General features: G+C 34.2%; 14 protein-coding genes. 6 read left to right on the forward strand and 8 right to left on the reverse strand.

Translation table 11 applies throughout. From position 1 onward, the window contains the following. Window positions 1–24: 24 nt before the first annotated feature. The 6 genes from Q0975_RS19945 (at window position 25) to Q0975_RS19970 (ending at window position 12,809) form a co-directional block, all read left to right on the forward strand. Window positions 25–1,425 (forward strand): RagB/SusD family nutrient uptake outer membrane protein, encoded by a 1,401-nt coding sequence (locus Q0975_RS19945; protein WP_299439920.1) that lies wholly within the window; start codon window positions 25–27, stop codon window positions 1,423–1,425. Window positions 1,426–2,071: 646 nt separating this feature from the next. Further along, window positions 2,072–5,218, forward strand: a complete 3,147-nt coding sequence (locus Q0975_RS19950) for a SusC/RagA family TonB-linked outer membrane protein (protein WP_299439922.1) — start codon at window positions 2,072–2,074, stop codon at window positions 5,216–5,218. Between the two features lie 11 nt (window positions 5,219–5,229). Continuing rightward, window positions 5,230–6,930, forward strand: a complete 1,701-nt coding sequence (locus Q0975_RS19955) for a SusD/RagB family nutrient-binding outer membrane lipoprotein (RefSeq protein WP_299439924.1) — start codon at window positions 5,230–5,232, stop codon at window positions 6,928–6,930. A 77-nt stretch (window positions 6,931–7,007) separates the two neighbouring features. After that, a complete protein-coding gene (locus Q0975_RS19960) occupies window positions 7,008–7,892 on the forward strand; it encodes a hypothetical protein (protein ID WP_299439926.1) in 885 nt (294 codons plus the stop codon). A 533-nt stretch (window positions 7,893–8,425) separates the two neighbouring features. After that, complete coding sequence (locus Q0975_RS19965; protein ID WP_299439928.1) at window positions 8,426–11,434, forward strand: TonB-dependent receptor; 3,009 nt, start codon at window positions 8,426–8,428, stop codon at window positions 11,432–11,434. A 13-nt stretch (window positions 11,435–11,447) separates the two neighbouring features. Then, the gene (locus tag Q0975_RS19970) at window positions 11,448–12,809 is read left to right on the forward strand and encodes a RagB/SusD family nutrient uptake outer membrane protein (protein ID WP_299439930.1); all 1,362 of its coding nucleotides are present in this window, start codon (window positions 11,448–11,450) and stop codon (window positions 12,807–12,809) included. Between the two features lie 231 nt (window positions 12,810–13,040). On the opposite strand, the gene Q0975_RS19975 is transcribed toward Q0975_RS19970, so the two are convergent. The 8 genes from Q0975_RS19975 to Q0975_RS20010 form a co-directional block, all read right to left on the reverse strand. Continuing rightward, the gene (locus tag Q0975_RS19975; RefSeq protein WP_299439932.1) at window positions 13,041–16,490 is read right to left on the reverse strand and encodes a starch-binding protein; all 3,450 of its coding nucleotides are present in this window, start codon (window positions 16,488–16,490) and stop codon (window positions 13,041–13,043) included. A 271-nt stretch (window positions 16,491–16,761) separates the two neighbouring features. Then, complete coding sequence (locus tag Q0975_RS19980) at window positions 16,762–17,388, reverse strand: class I SAM-dependent methyltransferase (protein WP_299439934.1); 627 nt, start codon at window positions 17,386–17,388, stop codon at window positions 16,762–16,764. A gap of 16 nt (window positions 17,389–17,404) precedes the next feature. Next, a complete protein-coding gene (locus tag Q0975_RS19985; protein WP_299439936.1) occupies window positions 17,405–19,591 on the reverse strand; it encodes a DUF349 domain-containing protein in 2,187 nt (728 codons plus the stop codon). A gap of 138 nt (window positions 19,592–19,729) precedes the next feature. Next, window positions 19,730–20,458: a shikimate dehydrogenase gene (locus Q0975_RS19990; RefSeq protein ID WP_299439938.1), complete on the reverse strand. Its 729-nt coding sequence runs from the start codon at window positions 20,456–20,458 to the stop codon at window positions 19,730–19,732. Beyond that, window positions 20,455–21,483: a DUF368 domain-containing protein gene (locus tag Q0975_RS19995; RefSeq protein WP_299439940.1), complete on the reverse strand. Its 1,029-nt coding sequence runs from the start codon at window positions 21,481–21,483 to the stop codon at window positions 20,455–20,457. Before Q0975_RS19995 ends, Q0975_RS19990 begins: the two co-directional genes overlap by 4 nt. 3 nt (window positions 21,484–21,486) lie before the next feature. Further along, a complete protein-coding gene (locus Q0975_RS20000; RefSeq protein WP_299439942.1) occupies window positions 21,487–22,452 on the reverse strand; it encodes a DUF368 domain-containing protein in 966 nt (321 codons plus the stop codon). Window positions 22,453–22,534: 82 nt separating this feature from the next. After that, the gene (locus tag Q0975_RS20005; protein ID WP_299439944.1) at window positions 22,535–23,932 is read right to left on the reverse strand and encodes a tetratricopeptide repeat protein; all 1,398 of its coding nucleotides are present in this window, start codon (window positions 23,930–23,932) and stop codon (window positions 22,535–22,537) included. 328 nt (window positions 23,933–24,260) lie between these two features. Further along, on the reverse strand, window positions 24,261–25,451 hold the full coding sequence (locus Q0975_RS20010; protein WP_299439946.1) for an aspartate aminotransferase family protein: 1,191 nt from the start codon (window positions 25,449–25,451) through the stop codon (window positions 24,261–24,263). Between the last annotated feature and the right edge of the window lie 19 nt (window positions 25,452–25,470).

Here is a 25,470-nt window from a genome sequence, read left to right on the forward strand (position 1 = left end):
ATAGTTTAACGATAATACACACGTATGAAAACGAATATAAATAAAAACAATAAATTTAGTGTACTAGTACTTTTATTAGTAATACTAACAACTTCTTGCGAAGATAAAATAGAATTATTACCTGAAGATGAAACAGCTTCTGAAGTCGTGTTTTCAAATGGTCCTTTAGCTTTAGGAGCTGTGACAGGGATATATAATAGAGCACAACAGGATGATGTATTGAACGGTACGCTGCAATTTATGACAGAATGGCAAGCCGATAATGTAGATTTTATAGGTACATTTTCAACATTTGAACAAGTAAGTGCTTACGCAACATTGGCTGCTAATACTTCAATTTTTGGTATCTGGGATGATAATTACGAAGTTATCGGAGCTGCAAATCTAGTTATTGATAATGTTCCTTTAATTGATGATGTAAACTTTACAGAAGAACAACGTGCGCAGGCTATAGCAGAAGCTAGATTTCTAAGAGCCCTAGTATATTTTAATATATCTACGGTTTTTGGACAACCTTTACAAGCTGGAGCAGGTAGAGCTAATTTAAGTGTTCCTCTTGTAACAACATCAGAACGAGGTTTAGAATTGCCCAGAGCAACTTTAGGCGAAGTATATGATTTTGTAGAATCCGAGTTCTTAGCTATTATTCCAGATTTGGCAGATAATACTAGAATATTAGCTAATCCTGGAGCTTGCAGAGCATTTTTAGCAAAATTATATCTATACGAAGAACGTTGGGATGAAGCTGCAAATTTTGCAAACGATGTAATCAACGATCCTTTTTATACATTAGCCACAGATTATTCGTTCTATGATTCACCTGATGCAACAGAACATATATTTACGCTATTAAATGACGCAGTTAATGGTCAGGATAGTGGACAAGGTTTTTCTGGATTAAGTAATCCCGTGAATGGAGGTAGAGGTGATGTTCCTTTCTCCCAAAATTTGTTAGATACATTTGCAGAAGAAGCTGGAGATCTAAGGTTTACGACTCAGACAGGACCAGGTGCTGAAGGTGTGGATAGAATATTTACTGATAAATTTCCTGAGGATGCTAATAATTCAGATGATGCTCCTGTGATGAGAATTACTGAAATGTATCTAACCAGAGCAGAAGCTAATTTTAGAGGAGGCTCATCTATAGGTGCCACACCGCTTGATGACATTAATATTCTTAGAAACAGAGCTGGATTAGCTGATTTAACTAGTGTTGATTTAGATATTATTTTAAATGAGCGCAGAAAAGAGTTGGCTTTTGAAGGACAAAGACGAATGGATCTTTTGAGAAATAACTTGAGTTTGAGAAGACCTGGCCAACCAAATGAAGCTGTATCAGCACCAGGAATGGACAAAACTATATTTCCTATACCTCAAACAGTTAGGGATTTATCTCCATTTATTGATCAAAACCCTGGTTACTAATTACAATAAAATATTATATAAAAGTAAAGGCCTACTGAAAAGTAGGCCTTTTTTTATTCTCATACTTCAAGACTTATCTTTTTCGTAAGTGGTTAAATTTCGAAAGCATATTGTAATAATGTTTATATGATGGAACTGGAACAGTTGTTACAAATATTAATCCTAATACTATTTTGGTGCAAGATAATACTTCATTTGAAGTATTATCTTTTCATTAAGGATAATGATATAAAGGACTAAATAAGACACTTCTTATATGATAACTACTTAATTCTATATAATTCGGTGTTTTTTTTTGTAAAAAGTTGTAAAATTTCTTGAATAAGTCTTTCTAAAAAGTGAAATAAGATTACCCTACTCATATAGGTTAAATAGCTCGTAGCCTAATTCTCTTAAGGTTTTAAGTAAGCTTTCTTCGGAAGAAGTAAAGTTTATTCGGTAAAGGTAAACCTTGATAAGGGTTACCCAGCTTTATGTTTTCTATTATTTCTTTTACAGGGTAATCATAAAGAGGATGGGCAATTTCTATATAGACTTTGTTCAAGTTTTATGAAATGTAATATTTGAGTTAGCCATCAAGATATTCTTGCCATCCTTTTATGATTACACTATCTCTAATAAAGTAATTATTGAAAAATTCTAATCTATGAAAGGACATCAATACAAGTTGCTGGTGCTTGCTTTTTTTTTATCAAGCATTTCATTAGCACAACAAAAAACAATTTCCGGAACGGTAGCGGACGACTTAGGAGTACCATTACCAGGAGTGAATATTGTAGTTAAGAATACAACGAACGGAACTCAAACTGATTTTGACGGCAATTATACGATCTCGGCAAATCGTGGAGCTATATTGGTTTTTAGTTATTTGGGATTTACAACTCAAGAAATAATAGTAGCTGATAGTAATACAATTAGTATAGCTTTAGTGCAAGATGCCGCTCAACTAGAAGAAGTAGTGGTAACTGCTTTTGGTATTCAAAGAAACTCAAAAAAACTGGGATATGCGGTGAGTACTGTTAAACCAGATAAAGTTCTGGAAAATTCCGAACCAGATTTAATACGATCTTTAACGGGTAAAGTACCTGGAGTGAATGTTAATCTATCGACAGGGGTTGCAGGAGCTTCCAACCAAATTAATATACGAGGTGCTACTACGTTAGGAGCAGCTAGTCAACCGCTTATTATTGTTGATGGTATTGCTTACGATAATTCACAGGTAACAACCGCTAGTCAAACTACTGGAGGAGGAGGGTATGAGTCAGGGTTATCTTCTTTAGATCCAAATAGTATAGCTTCTATTACAGTTCTAAAAAGTACAGCAGCAGCAGCACTTTATGGTTCTAGAGCTACAGGAGGAGTTATCGTAATTACTACTAAAGCAGGATCAACAGGAGGATCAACTAATAATAAACTGACTGTTTCACTATCTTCTGGAACTTATTTTGAAAATATTGCAAATTTACCAGAGTATCAAAATACTTATGGTAATGGTGTGAATTTTAGTTATTTAAATGCTAATGGTTCTTGGGGACCAAGATTTGATTCATTAGCTACTATACCAACTTGGCCTAATGTGTTGGCTGCATTTCCGGAAATAGGACCTACCGTTCCTTATGAAGCACAACCAGATAATGTCAAAAACTTATTCAAAACAGGAAGAGTTCTTGATAATTCAATTAGCCTTGGTTATAATGGAGAAGATGGAAACTTCAATGTTACTATTTCTGATTTAGATCAAGATGGATATATACCATTTAATACATATGATAGAACATCAATTATTGCCGGAGGTAATTTTAAACTTGCTAACGGTATTAAGGTAGGAGCTTCTTTAACTTATTCGGAAACTGATCAGGTAGGAGGTTTTTTTGGTGAAAACCAATTTGCAGGGTCAGCATCTTCTTTTGCAAGAACCTTATGGTTAGGAAGAACCTGGAACTTTGACTTACCTTTTGAGAATCCGGTAACAGGAGCTTCTGTAACTCCTAATAATGGGTATGATCACCCATTATGGTCTTGGAAACACGATCAGATTCTTACGGATACGAATAGAATCGTGACTAATGTGAATTTAGGGTATGATTTTAATGATAATATTTCTGTAGCTTACAGAGTAGGATTTAACAGATATAACTTAAGGAGAAAGCAAATTCGAGATATTGGATCTAGAGCTAATAATGGGCTAGGATCAATAACAACGGATGATTTTATTAATGAAGATTTAGAATCTACTTTATTAGTAAACTTTAATTATGATTTAACAGAAGATATTAATTTAACTGCTATTGTTGGGAATAATGTATTACAAAATACAACTCAGCGTAGTGCATATCAAGGGACTAACTTTATATCTCCTAATATATTTAATATAGCGAACACTATTAATCAGTCCAATTTATTGGATAGTTTTACCAGATCAAGAAATGTGGGTGTATTTGGAGATCTAAGTTTATCTTTTAAAGAATATCTATTTCTAAATGCTACGGGAAGAAATGATTGGAGTTCTTCATTACCAAAGAATAATCAGTCTTATTTCTATCCTTCAGCCAGTTTATCATTAATATTCACGGATGCTTTTAATTTGGATAGCAAAGTGCTAACATTTGGTAAATTAAGGGCAGGTTATGCTTCAGTAGGTAACGATGTTGCTGCCGAATCTCTGAATAGAACATTTGCTATAGGTAATCCTTTTAGTGGTATTCCAGTTATAAACAACAATGTTACTCTAGGAGATCAAGAACTTACTCCAGAATTTACCGATGAGATTGAATTTGGAGTGGACTTAGAGTTTTTTAATGCTAGAGCCGTTTTAGATTTTAGTTGGTATAAGAAAACAACTACTGATTTAATTTCTCCTGTTAGTGTTCCATCAACAAGTGGTTTTACCACATTGGTTACTAATATTGGTGAGATGCAGAATACGGGTGTAGAAATAGGGTTAACTCTTATTCCGGTTAGAACAGATAATTTTAAGTGGGAAATTTTCACAACATTCACTAAGAATGAAAATGAAGTCACTGAATTAGTAGACGGATTAGATAGAATTCAATTAGATCCTAATCAAGTGGCCCATGCAATAGTTGGCGAGCCATTCGGAGTATTTTTTGGATCTAGATTTGCGAGAGATGATCAAGGAAACTTCCTTATTAATCAATCAGGAGGAGGAATTGTTCAGGATTTAGAAAATGGTATTGTAGGAGATCCGAATCCTGATTTCAAAGTTGGTTTTATAAACACCTTCAAGTATAAGAATTTAACTTTCGGTGCTCAGATTGACTGGAGAGAAGGAGGAGATATCCGATCTACAAGTATCAATGCATTATTAGGAAGAGGAGTTACCCGAGATACTGAAGATAGAGAAAGAACATTTATTATTCCTGGTTTCTATGGTGATAATCAAGGAAATCCTATTCTAGATGCTAATGGAAATCAAATTCCGAATACTACACAGATTGATACAAATGAATTATACTTCTCACCTGCAGGAGGTAACACTTTCGGAATTAATACCGTAGATGAAGGTTTTGTATATGATGGTACTGTTTATAGATTAAGAGAATTAAGCTTAAGTTATGACTTTCCCGCTAAATTGTTGAAATCTACACCATTTGGAAAAATCAGCTTAAGTCTATTAGGTAACAACCTATGGTATTTTGCTCCTAATGTTCCTAAATACACAAATTTTGATCCAGAAGTAACCAGTTTTGGTTCCGGAAGAATTCAAGGTATTGAGGTTTCAGCTGCCCCAACATCAAAACGATACGGCTTTAAACTTAATTTATCCTTTTAAAAAAAATGACGATGAAAAACATAATAAAAAATACATTTCGTAAAACTAAATTTTTTATTGCGCTCTTTTTCTCACTTCTTGTGTTGAGCTGCAGTGACTATTTAGATGTGGATACGGATACTGATAATCCTACCGTTGCACCTCTAAACCAGTTACTAACTGGTATTGAAGTAAATATTGGATCTGTTGCAGATTTTCAATTCTTTAGCGCAGATATACTTCAGGTGTATACACACCAATTTACTGCCAGAGAAGAGCAAGATCAGTATGGCGCGAAGGCAGATAATATTTTAATGAATAATGATTGGAATAATGTCTATCTAGGATTAACAGATATAGAAACATTAATTTCTCAAGCCACAGAAAGTGGTGATCTGATTTATATAGGTACTGCAGAAATACTTAAGGCATATTTGATGTCCGTTGCAGTTGATCTTTGGGGAGATGTTCCTTTTTCTGAAGCAACTTTATTAGAGACAGGTACTGTGAGTCCAGTTTTTGATGATCAACAAGTAATCTATCAAGCTGTATTGGATTTAATAGATTCAGGAAAAGTTAATGTTCAGAGTGGGGTAGGTATAGCTCCTACTACAGATGATTTATTTTATGGAGGTTCTACGGCTCAATGGGTGAAATTTGCAAATACACTTAAATTAAAGTTATATAATCAAATAAGACTATCTCCATTATTTAATCAAGCTGACTTTAACGCTTTAGTGGCTGAAGATAATTTTATGACTTCTAATGCGGATGACTTTCAATTTAACCATAGCGCTGCGCAAGCACCTTCAGATGAACGTAACCGACTCTTTTTAGATGCGTATGGTGGGGCTCAAGTAACAAAATATGCAAGTCCTTGGTTTTATGAGATTTTACGAGGAGTAAATCCTAACATCCATACAACTAATCCAGACCCAAGATTACCATATTATTTTGTGAATCAATTATTACCGGGACAGTTTCCAAGAGACCAAGGAGATATGGTAACAGGTGATCCTAATGCAGATTATTGGGATGCTTCAACAGGGTTTTTTAGTATTCGATTTGGTAGTATAGGACCTGATAGAGATGGAGCCGTACAAAATGATGCTACTTTTCCTGGAATTTTCCCTTGTGGAGGACGATATGATGATGGCGCTGGATTTGCTAGAACCATCAATAGTGGAACAGGTGTAGCGCCTAAACGAATTCTTACATACGATGAGTTTTTATATATACAAGCTGAGTTAATGCAAGTTGGTTTAATGACAGGTGATGCAGGAGCAAAATTAAGAGAAGCTATGACAGCGAGTTTTGCTAAGGTGGATCAGGTAGTAACAGGAACGGGTACGTCTCAAACCGTGCCTGTATTAGCAGGATCTGCAGCGGTAACCACATTTATGGATAACGTAGACACAGAATTTGCAGCCGCGAGTATAGATAAGCAGCTGGAGATCATAATGACTCAAAAATGGGTAGCAACATTTGGAGATCCTATGGATCAGTATACTGATTATAGAAGAACGGGGTATCCAGTTTTAGCAGATCCTAATGGACCTTCTCCAGAGTACCAGTTAAATAATGGTGATGGATTTCCTTTGGTTGATAATTTAACGGTTCTGAATAATGATTTTCAGGTTTCTTTATTCTGGCCTCAGAGAGAGTTAAACCTTAATCAAAATGCACCAGGTCAAAAAAATGCGACGACTTATAAAATATTTTGGGATAACTAATAAATGAGATTTTGAAATGAGCCAACATATGTATTGGTAAATAAGTCTGACAATTGATAAACTCTAAATTTTAACAGATGAAAAAAATAAAAATAATAGCATGTATATTAACAATTGCAATGCTAGGAAACTCATGCCAAAATGATGGAGGTGAATCTTTCATTCCATTAAATGATGGTGTTGTTCCTAATATGCAAAAATTAGCAACAGGAGAAGCTTTCATTGATCTTTTTAAGATTGAAGATGGAGACCCGGTAAATCTTGAATTTAGTGCAGAAGTTGCGCAAGGAACTCCAGCTTCTACGGATGTGGTAGGAATATATAGAACAGCAGCTGGCCCCGTATATAATGCAACGCTGTTTAGTGGAGCAACCTTACCTCAAAACTATAGTCTGAATACCAATGATATTTTAGCTGCTTTTACAGAACTTAATAGCAATGACGATATTAAATTAGGAGATATTTTAACTATAACTACACGATTTACAATGCCAGATGGTACGGTACTTAATATTGTAAATGAGGATGGTACTAGTAATACAGGAAGTAATATTCAAACTACTGTTTTATTTGCGTCAGTTATAAACTATCCGGTAACCTGTCCTTCTGATTTAGGAGGTACATATTTGGTAACCAGTACTGCATCAGGATGTTGTGGTGTGGCACCAATTACAGATTATGAGTATACAGTAACCGTTACAGATAATGGTGGAGGATCATACGCATTATCTGATTTTTCAGGAGGAATGTATGATGGTTTATTTTGCGGACCTTTTGCTATATGTGGTGATGCATCTGGAGGTAATATCACTGATATTTGTAATGAATTAAGCGGCTCAGCTCCAGATTGTTGTGGGGATAATATTGTGTTTGAAGGCATAGTAGATCCAGTAACCAAAAATTGGAATGTAAATATATCCAGTGGTTTTTTAGTAGGAACATCAGTTTGGGTTAAGCAGTAATAAATAATATCAAGTTCAATAGTAAATCGAGAATGTTTTATAGATGATTTGTTTATAGGTTATAAAATGTTTTAGTTTTATTATTTAATCAAGACATCGTCTTTATGGACGATGTCTTGTCTTTTTGTATACTATTTAAGTTGGTTATGATTAGAAATTAATAGAAAAAATGAAATATAACCCTTACCTGAATCCATATCTGAATCTTTATCCAAGCTTATAGGGGTATTAGTTGTGTATATACAATCTTAAAGCTTAAAAGTAGTAAAATTCCCCAAATAACCCTTTTCCACTAATAAAAAGTAAATTTTTATCGGTAAAGGTAAACCTTGATCAGGTTTACCCACCTTTTTGGTTTCTATAGCTTCCTTTATAAAGCAATTATAAAAAGAATGGGGCAAGGGATTACCGATAAAAATCGTGTAGTTTATTCTTATTGGTGATGTTATTATTGAGTTAGCCTTCAATATACTCTTGCCCTCCTTTTATGTTGTGACTAACTATTGGAGTATAAATCTTGAAAAATTTTATTTATGAAAGTAAATCGTTACAAATTGTTTGTACTGGTATTTTTTATATCAAGTATAGCACTAGCCCAACAAAGACCAATCTCGGGAACTGTTACAGACAGTAAGGGATTACCATTGCCAGGAGTGAATATTATTATCAAAGACACAAATAGGGGAACACAAAGTGACTTTGATGGAGTATACACAATTGAAGCGGCAGATGGAGAAATTATTATGTACTCTTATCTTGGTTTTATTACAAAGGAAATAAATGTATCGAATCAAAATGAAATAGATGTAATTCTCGAAGAGGATGTGAGTTCTCTAGAAGAAGTTGTAGTAGTAGGATTTGGTACGCAATCCAGAAGAAAAATTACAGCAAATATTGCTTCTATATCTTCGGATCAAATTAACGAAATTCCTACACCAAGTGTGCAAAGTACATTGACGGGAAAAGCCGCTGGTGTACAGGTAACACAATTGAATGGTAAAGTAGAAGGTGGTATAAAAGTGAGGGTTCGGGGAATCTCTACGATATCATCATCTCAGGAACCTCTATATGTGGTAGATGGAATTCCTATTACCAATGCAGATGAATCTATTAATGATTCTCCTATCAATCCTCTTATTGCGTTAAATCCTAATGATATAGAATCTATAGATATTCTTAAAGATGCATCTTCGGCAGCGATTTATGGAGCAAGAGGTACTAATGGAGTAATCATTATTACCACAAAGCAGGGAAAACGTGGAAAAACAAAAGTATCTCTTAATTCTTCTTATGGTGTTAGTAGTGCCACTAATACAAGGGATTGGCTAAATGCAGATCAGTATGTCGAATTGATAACGGAATCAGCGTTGAATGTTGGTATTAGTCAGGCAGGGATCGAAGGACAGTTCGATTTTTATGCAAATGGTTTGGATTGGAGAACCGGAGAAGTGGATACCGATTGGCAGGAATTAGCTTTAGTAGATGGATCAGTACAAGATTTCGGAGTATCCGTTTCTGGAGGAAGTGAAAAGACAAGATTCTTTATGTCTACCGCTTATAACAATACTGATGGTATCGTAAGAGGAAATCAATTAGAAAGATATTCTTTTAGAACAAATATTGATCATAATCTTTCGGAGAAATTTAGAGTAGGAACAAATTCGAGTATTTCTAAATCTATAATTGATAGGATTTCTAACGATAATGCTTTTGCAACACCACTTCAAGCGATTGCGCAAACACCATTATCGCCGGCATATTTAGCTGATGGAGTTACTCCTAATAATAATACAACAGAATACTATAACTTTTTAACCGAAGAGTTTAATGGAAATTTTAAAACAAATATTTGGAGAATTTTAGCAAATGTATATGCGGAATATCAGATTTTACCTGAACTGAATTTTAGATCAGAAATAGGATATGATCTCTTGTCACAGGTAGCAGAACGATTTTCTGGAAGCTTAACAGAATCAGCTTCAGTAGGTGGGTTTGGAACTACTAATACGGTTCAAACAGAAAAATATAACCTTAATAACTACTTTACGTATAATAAGGTGTTTAATGATGTTTTTGATTTAGAAGGAACGTTAGGGATGAGTTATGAAGATAGTTTCAGAAGAGCACAGTTTAATCAAGGACAAGGTTTTCCATCGGATGATCTACAAACATTAAACAGTGCAGCAGAGATTGTTGCAGGAGGATCTAGTCGTACCCGATTTAATTTCCTTTCTTATTTTGGTAGAGCTACGCTTTCTATAGCTGATAAATATTTATTAAAAGCAAGTTTGCGATATGATGGTTCATCACGATTTGGTGAAGAGAATCGATTCGGATGGTTTCCAGCCGCTTCCGCTGGATGGATTATTTCAGAGGAATCTTTTCTTAATAATTCAGCAGTAGTTTCACTATTAAAACTAAGAGGAAGTTGGGGGATTACGGGTAATGCTGGTATTGGAAACTTTGCTAGTTTAAGTTTATTCCAAGGATCACCTTATAACCAAAGAGCAGGATTAGCTCCGACTCAGCTAGGAAACCCAGCACTTAAGTGGGAAAGAACTACTCAAGTAGATGTGGGACTAGATTTTGGTTTCCTAAATAATAGAATTTCTGGAGAAATAGATTATTATGTTAAGGATACAGAGGATCTGTTATTAAATGAACCAGTTCCAGGTACTTCAGGATTTCCTAATATTACCAGAAACGTAGGAGAAATGAAAAACACAGGATTTGAATTTATCATAAATACAAAGAATATTGTTTCTCAGGATGGAAGTTGGAGTACATCGCTAAACTTTTCTACTATTGATAATGAAGTTACAAAACTTCCTGGAGGAGATATTATTGCAGGAAGAAATATTGTAAGAGAAGGAGAAACTGTTTCATCCTTTTATGTAGTAGAATTTGCTGGAGCTGATCCAGCCAATGGAGATGCTTTGTTTATAAGAAATACAGTCAATGCAGATGGTACTATCGATAGAAGCACTACCAATAATTTTAATGAAGCTGATAGAATTATTGCAGGCAGTCCATATCCTGATTTTATTGCCGGATTAACAAACAATGTTACTTATAAAGGGATTGATTTCTCCTTTACTTTTCAGGGAGAGTGGGGAGCTTCCATATATAACAATGGAGGACGATTCCAGTCAGGAAATGCGAGATTTTTTGATAATCAAACAACAGATCAATTAAGAAGATGGCAACAACCTGGTGACATCACTGATGTGCCTCAAGCTCGATTATTTAGTACCAATGGTCAGCAGGCTTCTACCCGATATCTGCAAGATTCAGATTTTATTAGATTAAGAAATCTAACCTTGGGATATACGATACCAAAGGATGTAACCAAAAAGTTCTATATGGAGCGAGTAAGGATTTATTTTACAGGGTTTAATCTATTAACGTTTACAGATTACGATGGTTATGATCCAGAGTCTACGGCAGATTTTAATGGAGATTCGAATATCCAAGTTGGTGAAACTTTTTATTCAGCTCCTCCAGCTAAGACATACACTTTAGGTATAAATATTGATTTTTAAAAAACACATTGATATGAAAACATTAAATTATATAATACTGACATTACTTTTGATAGCAGTTTCAATTGTCGGATGTGAAGATAATCTGGAATTAGAACCTGAACAAAGTTTATTGCCAGAGGTAGCAGTATCTAATCCAGCAAATGTGCAGAACATATTGACAGGTATTTATGATGAAGCCGCACAGATTGTATCCTATGGAGGACAAATAAATTTAGCATCAGAACTGTTAGCAAACGACACAGATCTTTCCTGGAATGGAACTTTTGAACAACCAGCTCAATTAGTAGAGAAACAATTGGTTCCTGATAACACATTTGTGAGAGATTATTGGTTAAATGCATACGAGGTTAATAATCAGGCAAATATAGTTTTGGCAAACCTAGATGTGTTTGAAGATCAAACTGAACGTGATAGAGTAGAAGGAGAAGCTAAATTTCTTCGAGCTTTAGCATATTTTGATCTTGCACGATTATTTGGTCAATCCTATGAAGCTACAGGCGGAAATGCTCAACTTGCAGCTCCGATTGTACTTGATGCGGTATTAAATCCAAATGATATTACATCTCCTTCTAGAAATACTGTAGAAGAGGTATATACTCAGGTGGTTGCTGATCTCCAGGATGCGAATAATTTATTACCTGATGCTAATGGCATATTTGCGGATAAATACGCTGCTCAAGCACTTTTGGCGAGAGTTTATTTACAGCAAGGTAATTATGCCGGAGCCAGAGATGCTGCAGATGATGTATTACAAAATAGTGGTCATTCATTAACAGCGACGTATGGCGGAGCGTTTAATAATGATGGAAATTCTAGTGAAGATATTTTTGCGTGGCAGATTACTAGTCAGGATGGTGTGAATGAAATGAATACTTTCTGGGCAGGAAGCGATTTTGGAGGCAGATCTGGTAATCCAGATGTTTCTATAAACGGATCGTTTTTCGATATTTTTGATGATGTTAATGATGAAAGATCTCAGTTTTTCTATAATACCTCAGGAGGTACGGCTACAACAAAATGGCAATCTCAATTTGCTAATATTCCTTTTTTACGTATTGCAGAAATGCATTTAATTAGAGCAGAAGCGAATTTTAGGTTAACGACAACTACTGGACTAGACCCATTAGTAGAAATTAATGCGCTTAGAGGAAGATCCAATGCCGCAGCCCTTGGTGCAATTACTTTGCAGGATATAATTGACGAGCGTAAAAGAGAACTTGCATTCGAAGGTTTTGCATTGCATGATATAAAACGATTGCAAGGTACTGTTGGAACATTGAATTATGATGATGATTTTTTAGTGATGCCAGTTCCTCAGAGAGAACGAGATGCAAATCCTAATTTGATGCAAAATCCAGGTTACGGAAATTAATTGTTGAGTTTTTTATACTTTTCTTAAACTGCCTGGAATGGGATTAGATTTCATCTTGTAGAGTGGAATGAATATAATCATATTAAGAGATTTTTTCAGGCAGTTTTAATCTATTGAAAACAATGTAGGGTTTTATCACACATCCTTTTCATACCCAAAAAAATTCCCCGCTTGAATATCATTTTCAAGCGGGGAATTATGTTTTTCATGAATGTTTTCTGATACTATATCCTATTGCTTCAGGATTTTTCTTGTAGAGGATTTACCATCGATAGTGATTTTACAGAAATAAATTCCACTTGCCAATGATCTTTCTCCTAATTCATATTGATGCGCTCCTGAGTTAACCTTTTTATTAACGATAATTTGGGATGCTCCATAAACATTAATAAGCTCAATTCTAAGATCGCTCGTGGCTTTTGTAATGTATAATTGTAATACAGAGTTCTCTGTTATAGGGTTAGGGAATACCTTAATACTTTTATCAGAAATTTCTTCTTCCGAAATAGTATCATCTGACCTGACAGTGTCAGGCTTTTGATCGTACCAAGTGCCATTATAATACCATCCCTCTTGACATCTATTAAGATCAGATGTTTGCGAAGCTCCATTGTTACTAAAGATGATATTAGCACAAGAGGTATTAGATAAGGTATATCGATACCAACCATTTGTATCAATTTCCATAGATTCTCCTGGCCAGGAAGTTGTTAACCCTGATGGAGTAGTATTCCAAAAATAAATGACAGGAGATGTGTAAGAATCAGATTTAAAATAAACTGTGAGATCTTGATTTTGATTTTCCTCAGGATTAGTATCGTACCAAACTCCGTTATAATACCATCCATCACCGCATCTTTGAAGATCTGCAGTTTGGTTATTTCCATTGTTACTAAAGATTAGATTGGCACAATTAACCGTATTAATAGTAAATGAAAACCAACCATTACCCATATCCGTCATGTTATTTCCAGGCCAAGCAGTAGTGATTTCAACCGGAGTAGTATTCCAATAATAGATATTAGGATTGGTCAACGTTCCTTTGTAATAAATTGTCATGGAATTAGTTGCTGTAGAAAAAGTGAATGGGCCACTAATCACTTCTGACGATAATCCTTCTGCGTCATATGCAATAGCTTTTATAGTAGTATCTGATGTAATAGCTATTGATGAGGTATATCTAATAGAGGAAGTATTGGGCTCATTTCCATTAAGCGTATAATAAATTTCAATTCCTTGAGGAGAATTATCAGTTGCACTTAAGGATACGGTTACAGTTTCTCCTTCTGTAAAAGATCCGCCTTCTGGAGACATAGATAGTGTAGGAGGAGTGTTTTCTGTATTTCTTGGATCAGTATCATACCAAGTTCCATTATCATACCATCCATCTCTATTTCTGGTTAAGTCATCTGTTTTAGCACCGCCATTATCATTAAAAAGTAGATTTGTGCTTTGAACTCCTTCAAAAATATATTCATACCATTCAGAGTTATCAATCTGACTCATTTGAGGTCCGGGCCAATTACTAGGTGGTAAAACATCAGGTGATTCATCCCAGTAATGCACATTAACTTGTGACCAAGAAGATGGTTTTTTGAAATAAATATGTAAGCCTTCTATTGGACCGATTTGATAGTTTTTCGTAACTATATCAGATGCAGTGCCATCTTTATCAAAAGCAATTGCTTTGATAGTAATAGATTCTGTGATAGTAAATGAACTAGTATATTGAGAGCTGGAAGTACTTGGGTTAGATCCATCCATAGTATAGTAAATACTGTAAGGGGCTCCAGCACCACCAACACCTTCCATAGTAACTTGGATTGGATTTTCTGAACTTGTGGTGTTTGGATTAATAATTACAACAGGATTGCTTGGACCATTAACACAGTTCTCAAAGAATCCTCCTCCACAGCCGCCAATAAGACCCGGTCCATTCAATACATAAATTCCGGCAGATCCAGATGTTACCGTAAAGTTTAATACACCATTTTGCGCTGCAATTTCACGGCCAGTTACGGCATCTCTATATAATCCATTGGTCATTCCTGAAATACTAAAGGATGCATTTCCGTCTTTGGCTAGTCCTACAGCAACTTCACTACCTTGATGCACTCTGCGATAAGAAACGGCATTTCCAGGAGCCTCTTTCCAGTCCCAACTTCCTTTTTGTAAAGCGGGAACTGCTTTTCTGATTGCATTCAGTTTTTTTATATGTTGGTATATTCTGTGGTTTGGAGCTTGATCCATAACATCCCCATAATAGGCTCTTCCGGTTTCATTGATGGATTTTTCAATCCCTGATGCGTCATGGATATCATTAAACTCACCAGCTTTAAATCGCATTTCCGTTCCATAATATACCGTTGGAATTCCTCTCCAAGTGAACATGAAATTCATACACGCTGCCAAGTTTTCATCAGACCCTCCATAACGTCGATTCCAATCATTATTAGGACCGAAATCATGATTATCCAACCAGGTTACCAGTGTCGAAGGATCACTATATAAATTATCATATCTGGCAGCAGCTTTTACAGTAGGAAAAGATTGTCCTTCCTCAAATGTACCATGAAAAGTAGCTTCTCCAAAGAAATCTATTACTGCAAGATCTAAAGGTGCAGAATTATTAACAGCTCCTCTCCAGGTATAATAATGAGGGTTGGTTTCCTCTACAGGATGCAATTCATGACGTTTTTGAGCTACTTCTCCAAAAATAAATAAATCAGGGTTTATGGCTTTAAAGGCATCATAGAAATAAATAATATCCTCTCTACTCATATGTTTTACTGTATCCCAACGGAAGGCATCTACTCCCATATTGATATAAGTAGCATATGCATTAACAAGATAATCTCTAACAACTTGACTTTCTGTATTGAGATCTGGAGTATCACCTGCTAATGCTCGGTTTTGCAAATTTTCTACATCGTCAAAACCTTGTGCGAAACCGTTTCCAGAATGATGATACCAATCCGGATCAGAAGTATCGACATAACTTTCTTTCCCTGGAAAATTATGCTGAGATAAATCTTGATTATAAGGAGGAGGCATTTTTGCTAAATTCGCTCTACTCCATATTAATCCATCGTCTGGATTAGGAGTTAAACCATCATATTCCCAATTGGGATTGTCTGGTGCAAACCAGGGTTTGGTTGGATCTGTATTGTATTTTATTTCGGCTACATCCTTTATTCCAAAGCGACCCGCATGATTCGTAACTACATCCAATACAATTTTCATATCACGTGCATGGATTTCGTTAATTAAATCTTGAAATGTAGCTCCAGGAGACTCTAAACGTGGATCAACCTTAGTGAAATCCCAAGCGTGATATCCGTGGTAATCTAAAGGACTACGATTATGTACTATGGGTGTAATCCAAATTGCTGTAAAACCGAGATCTTTTATATAATCTAGTTTTTGAATTAATCCTTTAAAATCTCCTTTCCAGGTTACATCATCAGAATCAGTAATGGTTGGATTGATTTCAGGATCAGGGTTGTAAGATGACCATTCTGTAGGAGCGTTATTGCTAGAATCTCCATCAAAGAAACGAGTGGTCATTAAAAAATAAATGGTTTCTTCTCTGAAATCTGTTTGTGCAGTTACTATATAGGAATTTAGTAATAGACTCCATAGACAAAGTATGCCTAGGAGTTTAGGTAATGAGTTTTTCATGAATTTTAGTGTTTGAATTGTGTCTTGTGTGATTTTTTTTCCTTCTCTAAGAAGTTAGTGTCTAAGTTGTCATATTCGAATAAAAATTTATAAATTATTAATACAATCTTATTTTTTTAATAACAAATAAGATGAATAAGCAATTTAGGGTAATAATTATTCACTAAAGCGATAGCTTAGTTACTCAAACGTTTTCGTGTTGATAACATTTTGTTTAGTAGTTTTTTAGAGTAGTGATAGATCCGAATTCTTAGCGAATGTATTACAGAAACTATTTTCTAAAGATGATGAGTTTTTTGGATATAATTACTTCACTGAAGCCATAGTGATCCTTAATCCAATTCAATGTGTTTTTAGAGTAAAAGAATACATGAGTAGCATCATTCTTGTACCACCAAGAATTAAAATCGATTGAAGTGTCGTAAAGATATGTCTTACAGTATAAGCTTCCATTTTCGCGCAATAATGAATGTAATAATTTGAATTCTTTATTAGGGTGATAAAAGTGTTCCATTACTTCGCAGCAGGCTATATAGTCATATGTTCTATGTAATGCTTTTGAATTTGGATCAAAAAATGGATCGTATGTATGAATCACATATCCTAGATTTCTTAACATTGTAGTGATAACAGGAGCGCTACCACTACCAAAATCTAATCCTTGATGGTTTTCACCATAATTTTTTACTATTGCGTTAACTATCGGAGATACAAAATTTTGATACCCCAAATCTGTAATATCATTGTTATGTGTTTCATATCTTTTTCTTTCTTTATCATTAGAAAGAAAATAAGTTGGATGCAACGAAATACCATCACAATTAGAGCAATGGTGGTAAGCTCTTTTTTTTATAACGGAAAATTCTGTAGTTCCAGAACCACAAAGAGCACAATCCATATAAGTAATAGGTATGTTATAGTTCTTTGATTTTCTTTAATTTATTCTTCCAGACCTGAAGACTTTCCTTATGCTTTCCTATGTTTTTACGTACTTCAATTACTAATGGATTATTATCATCCGCATGTTTGAAGAATTGCAGATTATTTTCTAGCTGTCGAATTTCATTATGAACCTCTTCAATCTTTTTACGAATGAAATTTTGTTCGTTTCTAAGTGCTCGATCATCAGATTGACTAGCTAAGGAGTTAAGTTTGTTTTCGTACTTGATCATTTCTGTTTCTTGTCGACTAAGGTTTAGTTGTTCAAAAAAACCATCCAAGACTTTGTTATAATCAGAATCGATATTACGTTTTTTATAAGGTACTCTACCTATGGCTTTCCAAGTACTAATATTTTCTTTAATAGTGTCAAGATCATTTTTAGTATCACCGGTTAACTTTAGCTCTTTTAATGCTTCGATATGTGCTAATTTTTTCTCGTAAGCTACAACTTCTTCTTTATTAGCTTCATTTTTCTCGGCATGAATACGATCAAAATAAGAGTTACAAGCATCTTTGAATCTTTTCCAGATTCGATCACTATCCTTACGAGGTACGTGACCAATTTTTTTCCAATCAGCTTGAATTTTTTTCATTAAAGGAGTGGTGACAGAAAAATCATCACTATCCTTATTATCTTCAGCAATTTTGATGAGTTCCATTTTCTTATTCAGATTTTCGAACTGATCTTTTTTAAGACTCTTATAGAAGGCATTTTTATTCCTATTAAAATCTCTTACGGCGCCTTTAAACTGACTCCAAGTGTCTTCGTTAGCATTAGAAGGTACTTTTCCAGCTTTAAAAAACTCTTCTCTTAAGGCTTCTATATCTTTTATTTTTTGTTGCCAACCTCCATGATTCTTAGGGTGTTCAGAAGCAACTTCAATAATTTTGGCAATGATTTCTTGTTTTACTTCCAGGTTTTTTTCATAAACCTTGTCCTGCACTTTAAAAAACTGTTGACGATTTTCATGAATCTGCTTGGTTAGCGCACTAAATTTTTCCCAGATAGGTTCTCTATATTCTTTGGCAACAGGTCCCAAATCTTCTTTCCACATTTTATGAAGAATTTGCAACTCCCTAAATGCTCTATTTACGTCCGTTTCCTGAGCTAATTCTGTAGCACGTTCAATAATTTTAAGTTTCTGTTCTAGATTATGTTTAAAATCAAGATCTCTAAAATCTCTGTTTAGATGCAGAAAATCATAAAAATTTTCTGTGTGATGGTGGTATGTGTTCCAAACTGTATTGTATTTGTCTCTAGGAATTGGTCCAGCATTATGCCATCTTTCTTTAATTTCTTTAAAGTGATTGTATGTAGTGTTTATGTTCTCTTCTACATTTAATAGTCCTTTTAATTCTTCAATGATATCTAATCTCTTCTGCAGATTTGCCTGAAGATCTTTTTTAAGGTTTTGATAGTAAGCGTTTCTTTTTTCTTTGTAATCAAAGTAAACAGAATTAAATTCTTTTTTAAGAGGAGTAGAGTAATAGAAGTCAATAATATCTCCACCATCCGCTAAGAATTCATCTTTTTTCTGTTCTACTTCTTCATTGAATTTGGCATTAAACTCCGTCTTTATTTCTTCTACGTGTTCTTTGATCGCCTGTGTTTTCTCACTTTTTATCAAATGACGTAATTCAGATATGAGTTCATCTTTACTCATTGCATGATAATCTTTCTTTTCGATATCATGACGTTCTAATTTGCTTTCATCCTCACTATCTTTAGCGACAGCTTCATCCATTTCATTTATAACCTCATTATCAACATCTGTAGTTGTTTTCTCTTCTTCAATATTTGGCGAATCTGGTTTGTCAGTTGATTCTTCAGAGAGATTACTTTCATCAATAGATTCTTTTACCTCAGAAGCGTCCTCATTTTGAATCTCATTATCAGGCTCTTCAGCGGTTATAGTAGTTTCTTTTTCTACCTCAATATTTGGTGCATTTTCATTAGCAGCAGATTCTTCAGCAGGAATGCTGTCCTTCACAGTTTCTTCTAAGTTAGCGTTTTCTTCAGGTGTACTATCCTTAGATTCTTGTGGTACAGAATTAGATTCAGGAATTTCAGAAATAGAATTTTCTGATGTTTCCTCTATAGATTTTATCTTATTCTCTTTATTTCCATCTGCCTTAGGCAGGTTATCGTGTGTGGACATTATATAAAATGTTTTTGTTTGTCTGAGGTTAAGGATTGACTAAGATACTAACATCTTATATAAACTCAAAGCAAAAGGAAGGTTTTAGGAATTACTTAAGTAAGATCCTTTGTGTAATTTTATGTCTTAAAAAGAATATTATAAATTCCAGATTTCCCAAGATTTCTCTGCTTGTAAAATTAGCATATTCAATCCATTAGATGTTGTAGCCCCTTTTTGCTTTCCTTTTTTCATAAAGGTAGTTTCTTCTGGATTATAGATAAGATCATACAAAACATGATTGTCACTTAGGTATTCATATGGAATATCAGGATGATTTTCTGTATTTGGATGGGTGCCTAAAGGAGTGCAATTAATAATTAGCTTATAGTTTTTTACGATATCCTCATCGAGATCATGGTAACTAAATTCTTTAAAATCAGGATTTCGAGAAACAAAGACGTATTCAATATTTAACTTATTTAATGCATAAGCGATCGCTTTTGATGCTCCGCCGGTTCCTAGAATTAGTGCTTTTTTAATTGTTTTATTAAGCAGTGGTTTTAGAGATTCTGTAAAACCGTAGTAATCACTATTATAACCTTTTAACGTACCATCATTTTCAAACTTAATTACATTCACTGCCCCAATTTCTTTGGCAACAGGATCTAATGTATCTAGATATGGAATAACCTCTTCTTTATAAGGGATCGTTACATTCATTCCCTTTATATCCGTACTTTGTACGATAGTTTTTAGTTCCTCTATTCTTTCAAGATCAAAATTCTGATACTGGCAATTTAGTTGTTCTTTTTGGAATTTATTAGAGAAGAAGTTTCTGGAAAAAGAATAACCTATATCTCTTCCCAGTAATCCGAATATGTTCATTTTGGTTTGGTTTTTAAAGTTCTTTCGCCATACCATTCTAACCATAAAACAATGGCAATACCAACTAATATAAAAAAGAATGCTATGTATGTTGGTGCTAATGTTAGATCAGGGAGATAACGATCATAATTGTCAAGAATAGGATTACCTTGCGCGTCAATTAAAATTTCTCCTAACTCATTTTGTTTATACATTTTATATTTCCAAGGCCAAACAACACCGAGAGATCCTGTAATAAAGCCAATAATAGCAGCAAAGGTTGCATTTTTATAATGCTTCAATACATAACCTAAAAAATGTGATAATGTTACTAAGCCGGTAATAGAGCCTAGACTGAATACAACAAGGACTTTAAGCAATCGTATTCTTTTAGCGTTTTCCATAAAAGATAAATCCCATTGGACTAGGTCTGCAATAGTATCATATAAGGCATTCACAGCATCTACTAATAATAATACATAATTTCCAAAGAGTATAAGGATAAATGAACCAGATAATCCAGGTAATGTCATGCCAGAAACACCAACGATACCGCAGAAAAACACAAAAAATAAATTATCATTTTCTCTAGCGGGTTCTAATAAACTGATACTTATTCCTACTATTGTTCCTATAATAATAAAGCAAATATTACGTCTGCTCCAGTCATCAAAATCTTTTACTATGTAATATATAGAGCCTATGATCATACCAAAAAAAGCAGCCCAAACATATAATTCATAATGGATAATCAGGAAATCCAGGATTTTGGAAACACTAAAATAGCTGATTAGCATTCCTAAGATTAATAGTGCTAAAAAACGACCATTTATATATTGCCAAAAACTCTTAAATCTAAAGTTGATAAGGAGTTTAAATGCTTTAAGGTTTACTTTCTGTAAGGAATAGATGAATTCTTCGTAAAAACCAGCAACGAATGCAACAACACCTCCAGATACACCAGGCACTTTATTAGCTGCTCCCATAGCCAAACCTTTAATGACTAAAAAAAACTTATCGCTAAACGTTCTGATGTTTTCTGCCATATATTAATTATCTTTTCTTGTTGCGAGACGCTCTAATATAAGAATTAATAGAAAACCAACAGACACAAAAAGTAGTACCCAAATGATTCTAGGGTCTCCATCAAAATTTGTAGGTAATATGCTTTTTTCTATAAAAGGAACTTGCGCACCTTCAGAATTTGTTCTCCAGGATACTACTTTTTTCCAAGGCCATAGCTTATTAAGAGATCCGATCATAAAACCTGTAAGTAAAGCTAAAGTGATATTTTTATGTTTACTGAACATCCAATTTAATACTTTAGAAAATAATTTTAGACCAGCAATAGCCCCAATAGCAATAATTAGAATTTTATAAAAAGCTTGCCATATCATCTCAAAATTCATGGTTGTTAACCCTTCTCTAAATTGATTAAGAATACCAATAAAGGTTTCATAAGCTCCTAGAATTAATAAAATGAATGCTCCTGAAACACCTGGTAAAATCATTGCGATAATTGCAATAAAACCGCAAAAAAGTAAATACCAAAGGCTTTCTGGCGATGCCATTGGTTCTGCGATAGTCACAAAATATGAAATGACAGCTGCTATAATTATACTAAGAAAAACTTTGAGATTCCAGGAAGTTATTTGTTTACCAATATACAGGATACTTGCTAGTACTAATCCAAAGAAAAACGACCAGAGTAATAGTGGTTCGTTATGCAAAAGCCATTTAATTATTTTAGCTAGAGAAAGAATACTTATCGCTATGCCCATAAACAGCGCTAACAAAAACGAAAGATTATATTTTTTCCAGGCATTGCCAAATCCCTCGTTTTTCCATTCTTTGAAAAAATTAAGATCTAAGGCGTTAATTGTAGAAATGAGTTCTTCGTATATTCCTGAGATGAAAGCTATAGTTCCTCCTGAAACACCAGGAACAACATCCGCAGCTCCCATAGCAATTCCTTTTAGAGAAATTACTAAGTAGTCCTTAAGACTTCGTTGCATTCTTTTTAGTTTAGCAATTGTTATACAAACAAATGTATGTATTTTTTGATTTAAAGTATGCTGTTATTTTTAGGAAATATTACTACGCTTTATATTCGGAAATGATATTTTGAACCAATGTAAGATTAAATATTGGTTCGAATAACTCTTCCAAAACAATTGTATATTCTATATCTAAGGCGAGTGCTTTTCTAAGATGGAACTCTCCTTTGTCGTATTCTTGTTTTTCGTAGTGTAATCCTGCTAGTCTATATTGAACTTCTGCATTTTCTGGATAAAATTCTATAGCCTGATTCATATTTTGAATGGCTGCATCCGATTCTCCAATAAATTTTAAGATATCAGATCGATTAAGCCAGGTTTCTAGTTCATAGTTACCTAATTCTAAAGCTTTTCTGTATCCACGTTCTGCTTCTTCAAAGAAAGCTAATCTGTTATTGATTTTAGCATAACGTTTCCAATACAATACATTTTCGGCATCAATACTTATTGCCTTATTAGTGTAGTATAATGCTTTTTGATAGTTGCGTTTCCGCATATAGAAATCCGTAATTGCAATCCAACCTTTATCCAATAATGGATCTTCATGAACGGTTTTAGAGAAATGTTGAATAGCCAGATCATCGCTACCCAATTTTTCAAAACATTTTCCTATTCTTAATAAAGCAAAAGAAGTGGGGTCATCTAGTTCTAATGTGATTCGATAATTTTCTATCGCTTCGTTATAGCGTTTTAGTTTTTCTAATACTTTTCCTTTTTCTAGATAGGCTCCGATAAAATATTCATCACTGATGATTGCAAAATCAAAAGCGGCTAAGGCCTTTTTGTAATCTTTAAGGTCAAAATATTGTTTACCTACCTGATGCCAGGCAACTTCGCAATATGGATTCTTGTCCAAAAACATATTGAGATATGTAATAGCCTCTTCGTGTTGTTCTAAGAAGTCAAAACAATATATAATATTATATAACGCAGAGTAATCTTGATTATCACTTTCGAGACATCTCATGAAGTTTACTTTTGCATTTTCGAAATCATCCATAAAAAGATATTCCATTCCGATCAGGGAGTAGACATCAGCTTCATCCGCTGTATACTGTAGCGCTGTGCTCAATAATTCAATCGCTTTTATATGATCATTCTGCTTAGAAAGAATATTCGCTTTTTGGATGTATATTTCTTCATTTTCAGGTTCTAAAGCATGAAGCTGAACTAGAAGATTATTAGCTTTATCTAAACGATCTTCAAAAACAAGAATTTCGACTTGCAGTAGTTTTAAATTTACAGAAGATGGATGCTGGGAAAGTCCTAAAGAAATTGCCTTTTTTGCTTTAGCTATTTTTCCGTTTTCCAAATAGTGATGAATAATAGATTCGAACTCATCAGAATCAAAAAACTTTACATCATTAGATCTCAACATAGACTCGTATCGAGTAATTGAGAAATTATTTTCTTCGAATTCGTCGTGGTTAAATTTCATACACGTTGATTAAAGATGCTCTGTAAATCATAAATGTGCTGTATACCTATTTTGTTTTCCCCAACAAGCAAGAGTCGTACAAAACACCATTACTTAATTTATTTTAGCATTATTGATTTCCTCTGTATTAAAATTACAAATGAAATAGCATGATACTACTTCAGAAATCAATTGTTTTTAACAAACTAATTAACAAAATGTGTACCATTAATAATTAATGGATTAGCATTTTGTAATATTATAAGCCGTGAAATACTATTGAATGTGTGATATGGTAAGATAGTCTACTAAAGGTAAGGGTTTTAGATGAATTAATCACTATGATTATTCAGGTTTTTATAGCTTCAATCTCGTGTAGTACATCCATAATGATCTGACATCCTTCTTTGATTTCTTCTTCAGAAATCGTCAAAGGAGGTGTAATACGTACTGCTTTTGGTTCAAAAAGTAACCAAAAAAGGATTAATCCTTTGTCTTGACATCTTAAAACAATTTCATTTGTGATTTCTGCAGAAGGAGTTATAAAAGCTAACATTAACCCAATACCTCTGATTTCTTTTATTAATGGATGTACGAGTAGTGATCTGAACAGTTTTTCTTTTTTTAGAGTTGCTGCCATTAAGTCACCTTCGGTAATTTCCTGTAATGTTGCCAAAGAGGCAGCCGCAATTACCGGATTACCTCCAAATGTAGTAATATGACCAAGTTTAGGGTTGTCTTGTAGTTGATCCATCATCTTAGAGGAAGCTGTAAAAGCGCCAACGGGTAATCCACCTCCCATTCCTTTACCCATAACGACAATATCGGGAGTCATTTCATAATTCTGAAATCCGAATAATTTTCCTGTACGTCCAAATCCGGGCTGTATTTCATCTAAAATAAGTACAGCACCTACTTTGTCACAACGTTTCCTAACTTTTTTTAAATAATCATTTTTTGGTTCAATAAATCCTGCTCCGCCTTGTATGGTTTCGAGGATTACACCAGCTGTTTTCTCTGTAATGAATTGTAGATCTTCTTCTTTGTTAAATGTTATAAAGGATACATCCGGAATTAATGGTCTGAAAGCTTGTTTTCTTTCTTCATATCCCATAACACTCATAGATCCCATTGTGTTGCCATGATACGCGTATTTAGCAGCGATGATTTGACTTCTTCCAGTAACTCTTCTAGCTAATTTAAGTGAACCTTCGATTGCTTCGGTTCCCGAGTTAGTAAGATATGTTTTTTCTAAAGGATCAGGTAGGAGTGATGCCAAAAGTTTTGTGAGTTCTACAGCTGGTTTTTGGATGTATTCTCCATATACCATTACATGTAGATATTTATCTAGTTGTTCTTTTACAGCGTTTACAACTCTTGGATGTTTATGCCCAAGACTACAAGCGGAAACTCCTGCTACGAAATCAAGATACTTTTTGTTATCAGTAGAAAAGATATAACTTCCTTCTGCATGAGAAATTTCCATAGCTAAAGGATGTGGTGTGGTCTGAGCCTGATATGTAAAGAAATCCTTTTTCACTTTAGCAAAGTTAAGTCAA

Origin of the sequence: uncultured Aquimarina sp. (genome assembly GCF_947500065.1) — a bacterium.
GTDB lineage: Bacteria > Bacteroidota > Bacteroidia > Flavobacteriales > Flavobacteriaceae > Aquimarina.

What these genes read in the sequence shown, in the direction of transcription:
- Q0975_RS19945 (WP_299439920.1), top strand. Translation starts at nt 25, where the DNA reads ATGAAAACGAATATAAATAAAAACAATAAATTTAGTGTACTAGTACTT.
- Q0975_RS19950 (WP_299439922.1), top strand. Translation starts at nt 2,072, where the DNA reads ATGAAAGGACATCAATACAAGTTGCTGGTGCTTGCTTTTTTTTTATCA.
- Q0975_RS19955 (WP_299439924.1), top strand. Translation starts at nt 5,230, where the DNA reads ATGAAAAACATAATAAAAAATACATTTCGTAAAACTAAATTTTTTATT.
- Q0975_RS19960 (WP_299439926.1), top strand. Translation starts at nt 7,008, where the DNA reads ATGAAAAAAATAAAAATAATAGCATGTATATTAACAATTGCAATGCTA.
- Q0975_RS19965 (WP_299439928.1), top strand. Translation starts at nt 8,426, where the DNA reads ATGAAAGTAAATCGTTACAAATTGTTTGTACTGGTATTTTTTATATCA.
- Q0975_RS19970 (WP_299439930.1), top strand. Translation starts at nt 11,448, where the DNA reads ATGAAAACATTAAATTATATAATACTGACATTACTTTTGATAGCAGTT.
- Q0975_RS19975 (WP_299439932.1), bottom strand. Translation starts at nt 16,490, where the DNA reads ATGAAAAACTCATTACCTAAACTCCTAGGCATACTTTGTCTATGGAGT.
- Q0975_RS19980 (WP_299439934.1), bottom strand. Translation starts at nt 17,388, where the DNA reads ATGGATTGTGCTCTTTGTGGTTCTGGAACTACAGAATTTTCCGTTATA.
- Q0975_RS19985 (WP_299439936.1), bottom strand. Translation starts at nt 19,591, where the DNA reads ATGTCCACACACGATAACCTGCCTAAGGCAGATGGAAATAAAGAGAAT.
- Q0975_RS19990 (WP_299439938.1), bottom strand. Translation starts at nt 20,458, where the DNA reads ATGAACATATTCGGATTACTGGGAAGAGATATAGGTTATTCTTTTTCC.
- Q0975_RS19995 (WP_299439940.1), bottom strand. Translation starts at nt 21,483, where the DNA reads ATGGCAGAAAACATCAGAACGTTTAGCGATAAGTTTTTTTTAGTCATT.
- Q0975_RS20000 (WP_299439942.1), bottom strand. Translation starts at nt 22,452, where the DNA reads ATGCAACGAAGTCTTAAGGACTACTTAGTAATTTCTCTAAAAGGAATT.
- Q0975_RS20005 (WP_299439944.1), bottom strand. Translation starts at nt 23,932, where the DNA reads ATGAAATTTAACCACGACGAATTCGAAGAAAATAATTTCTCAATTACT.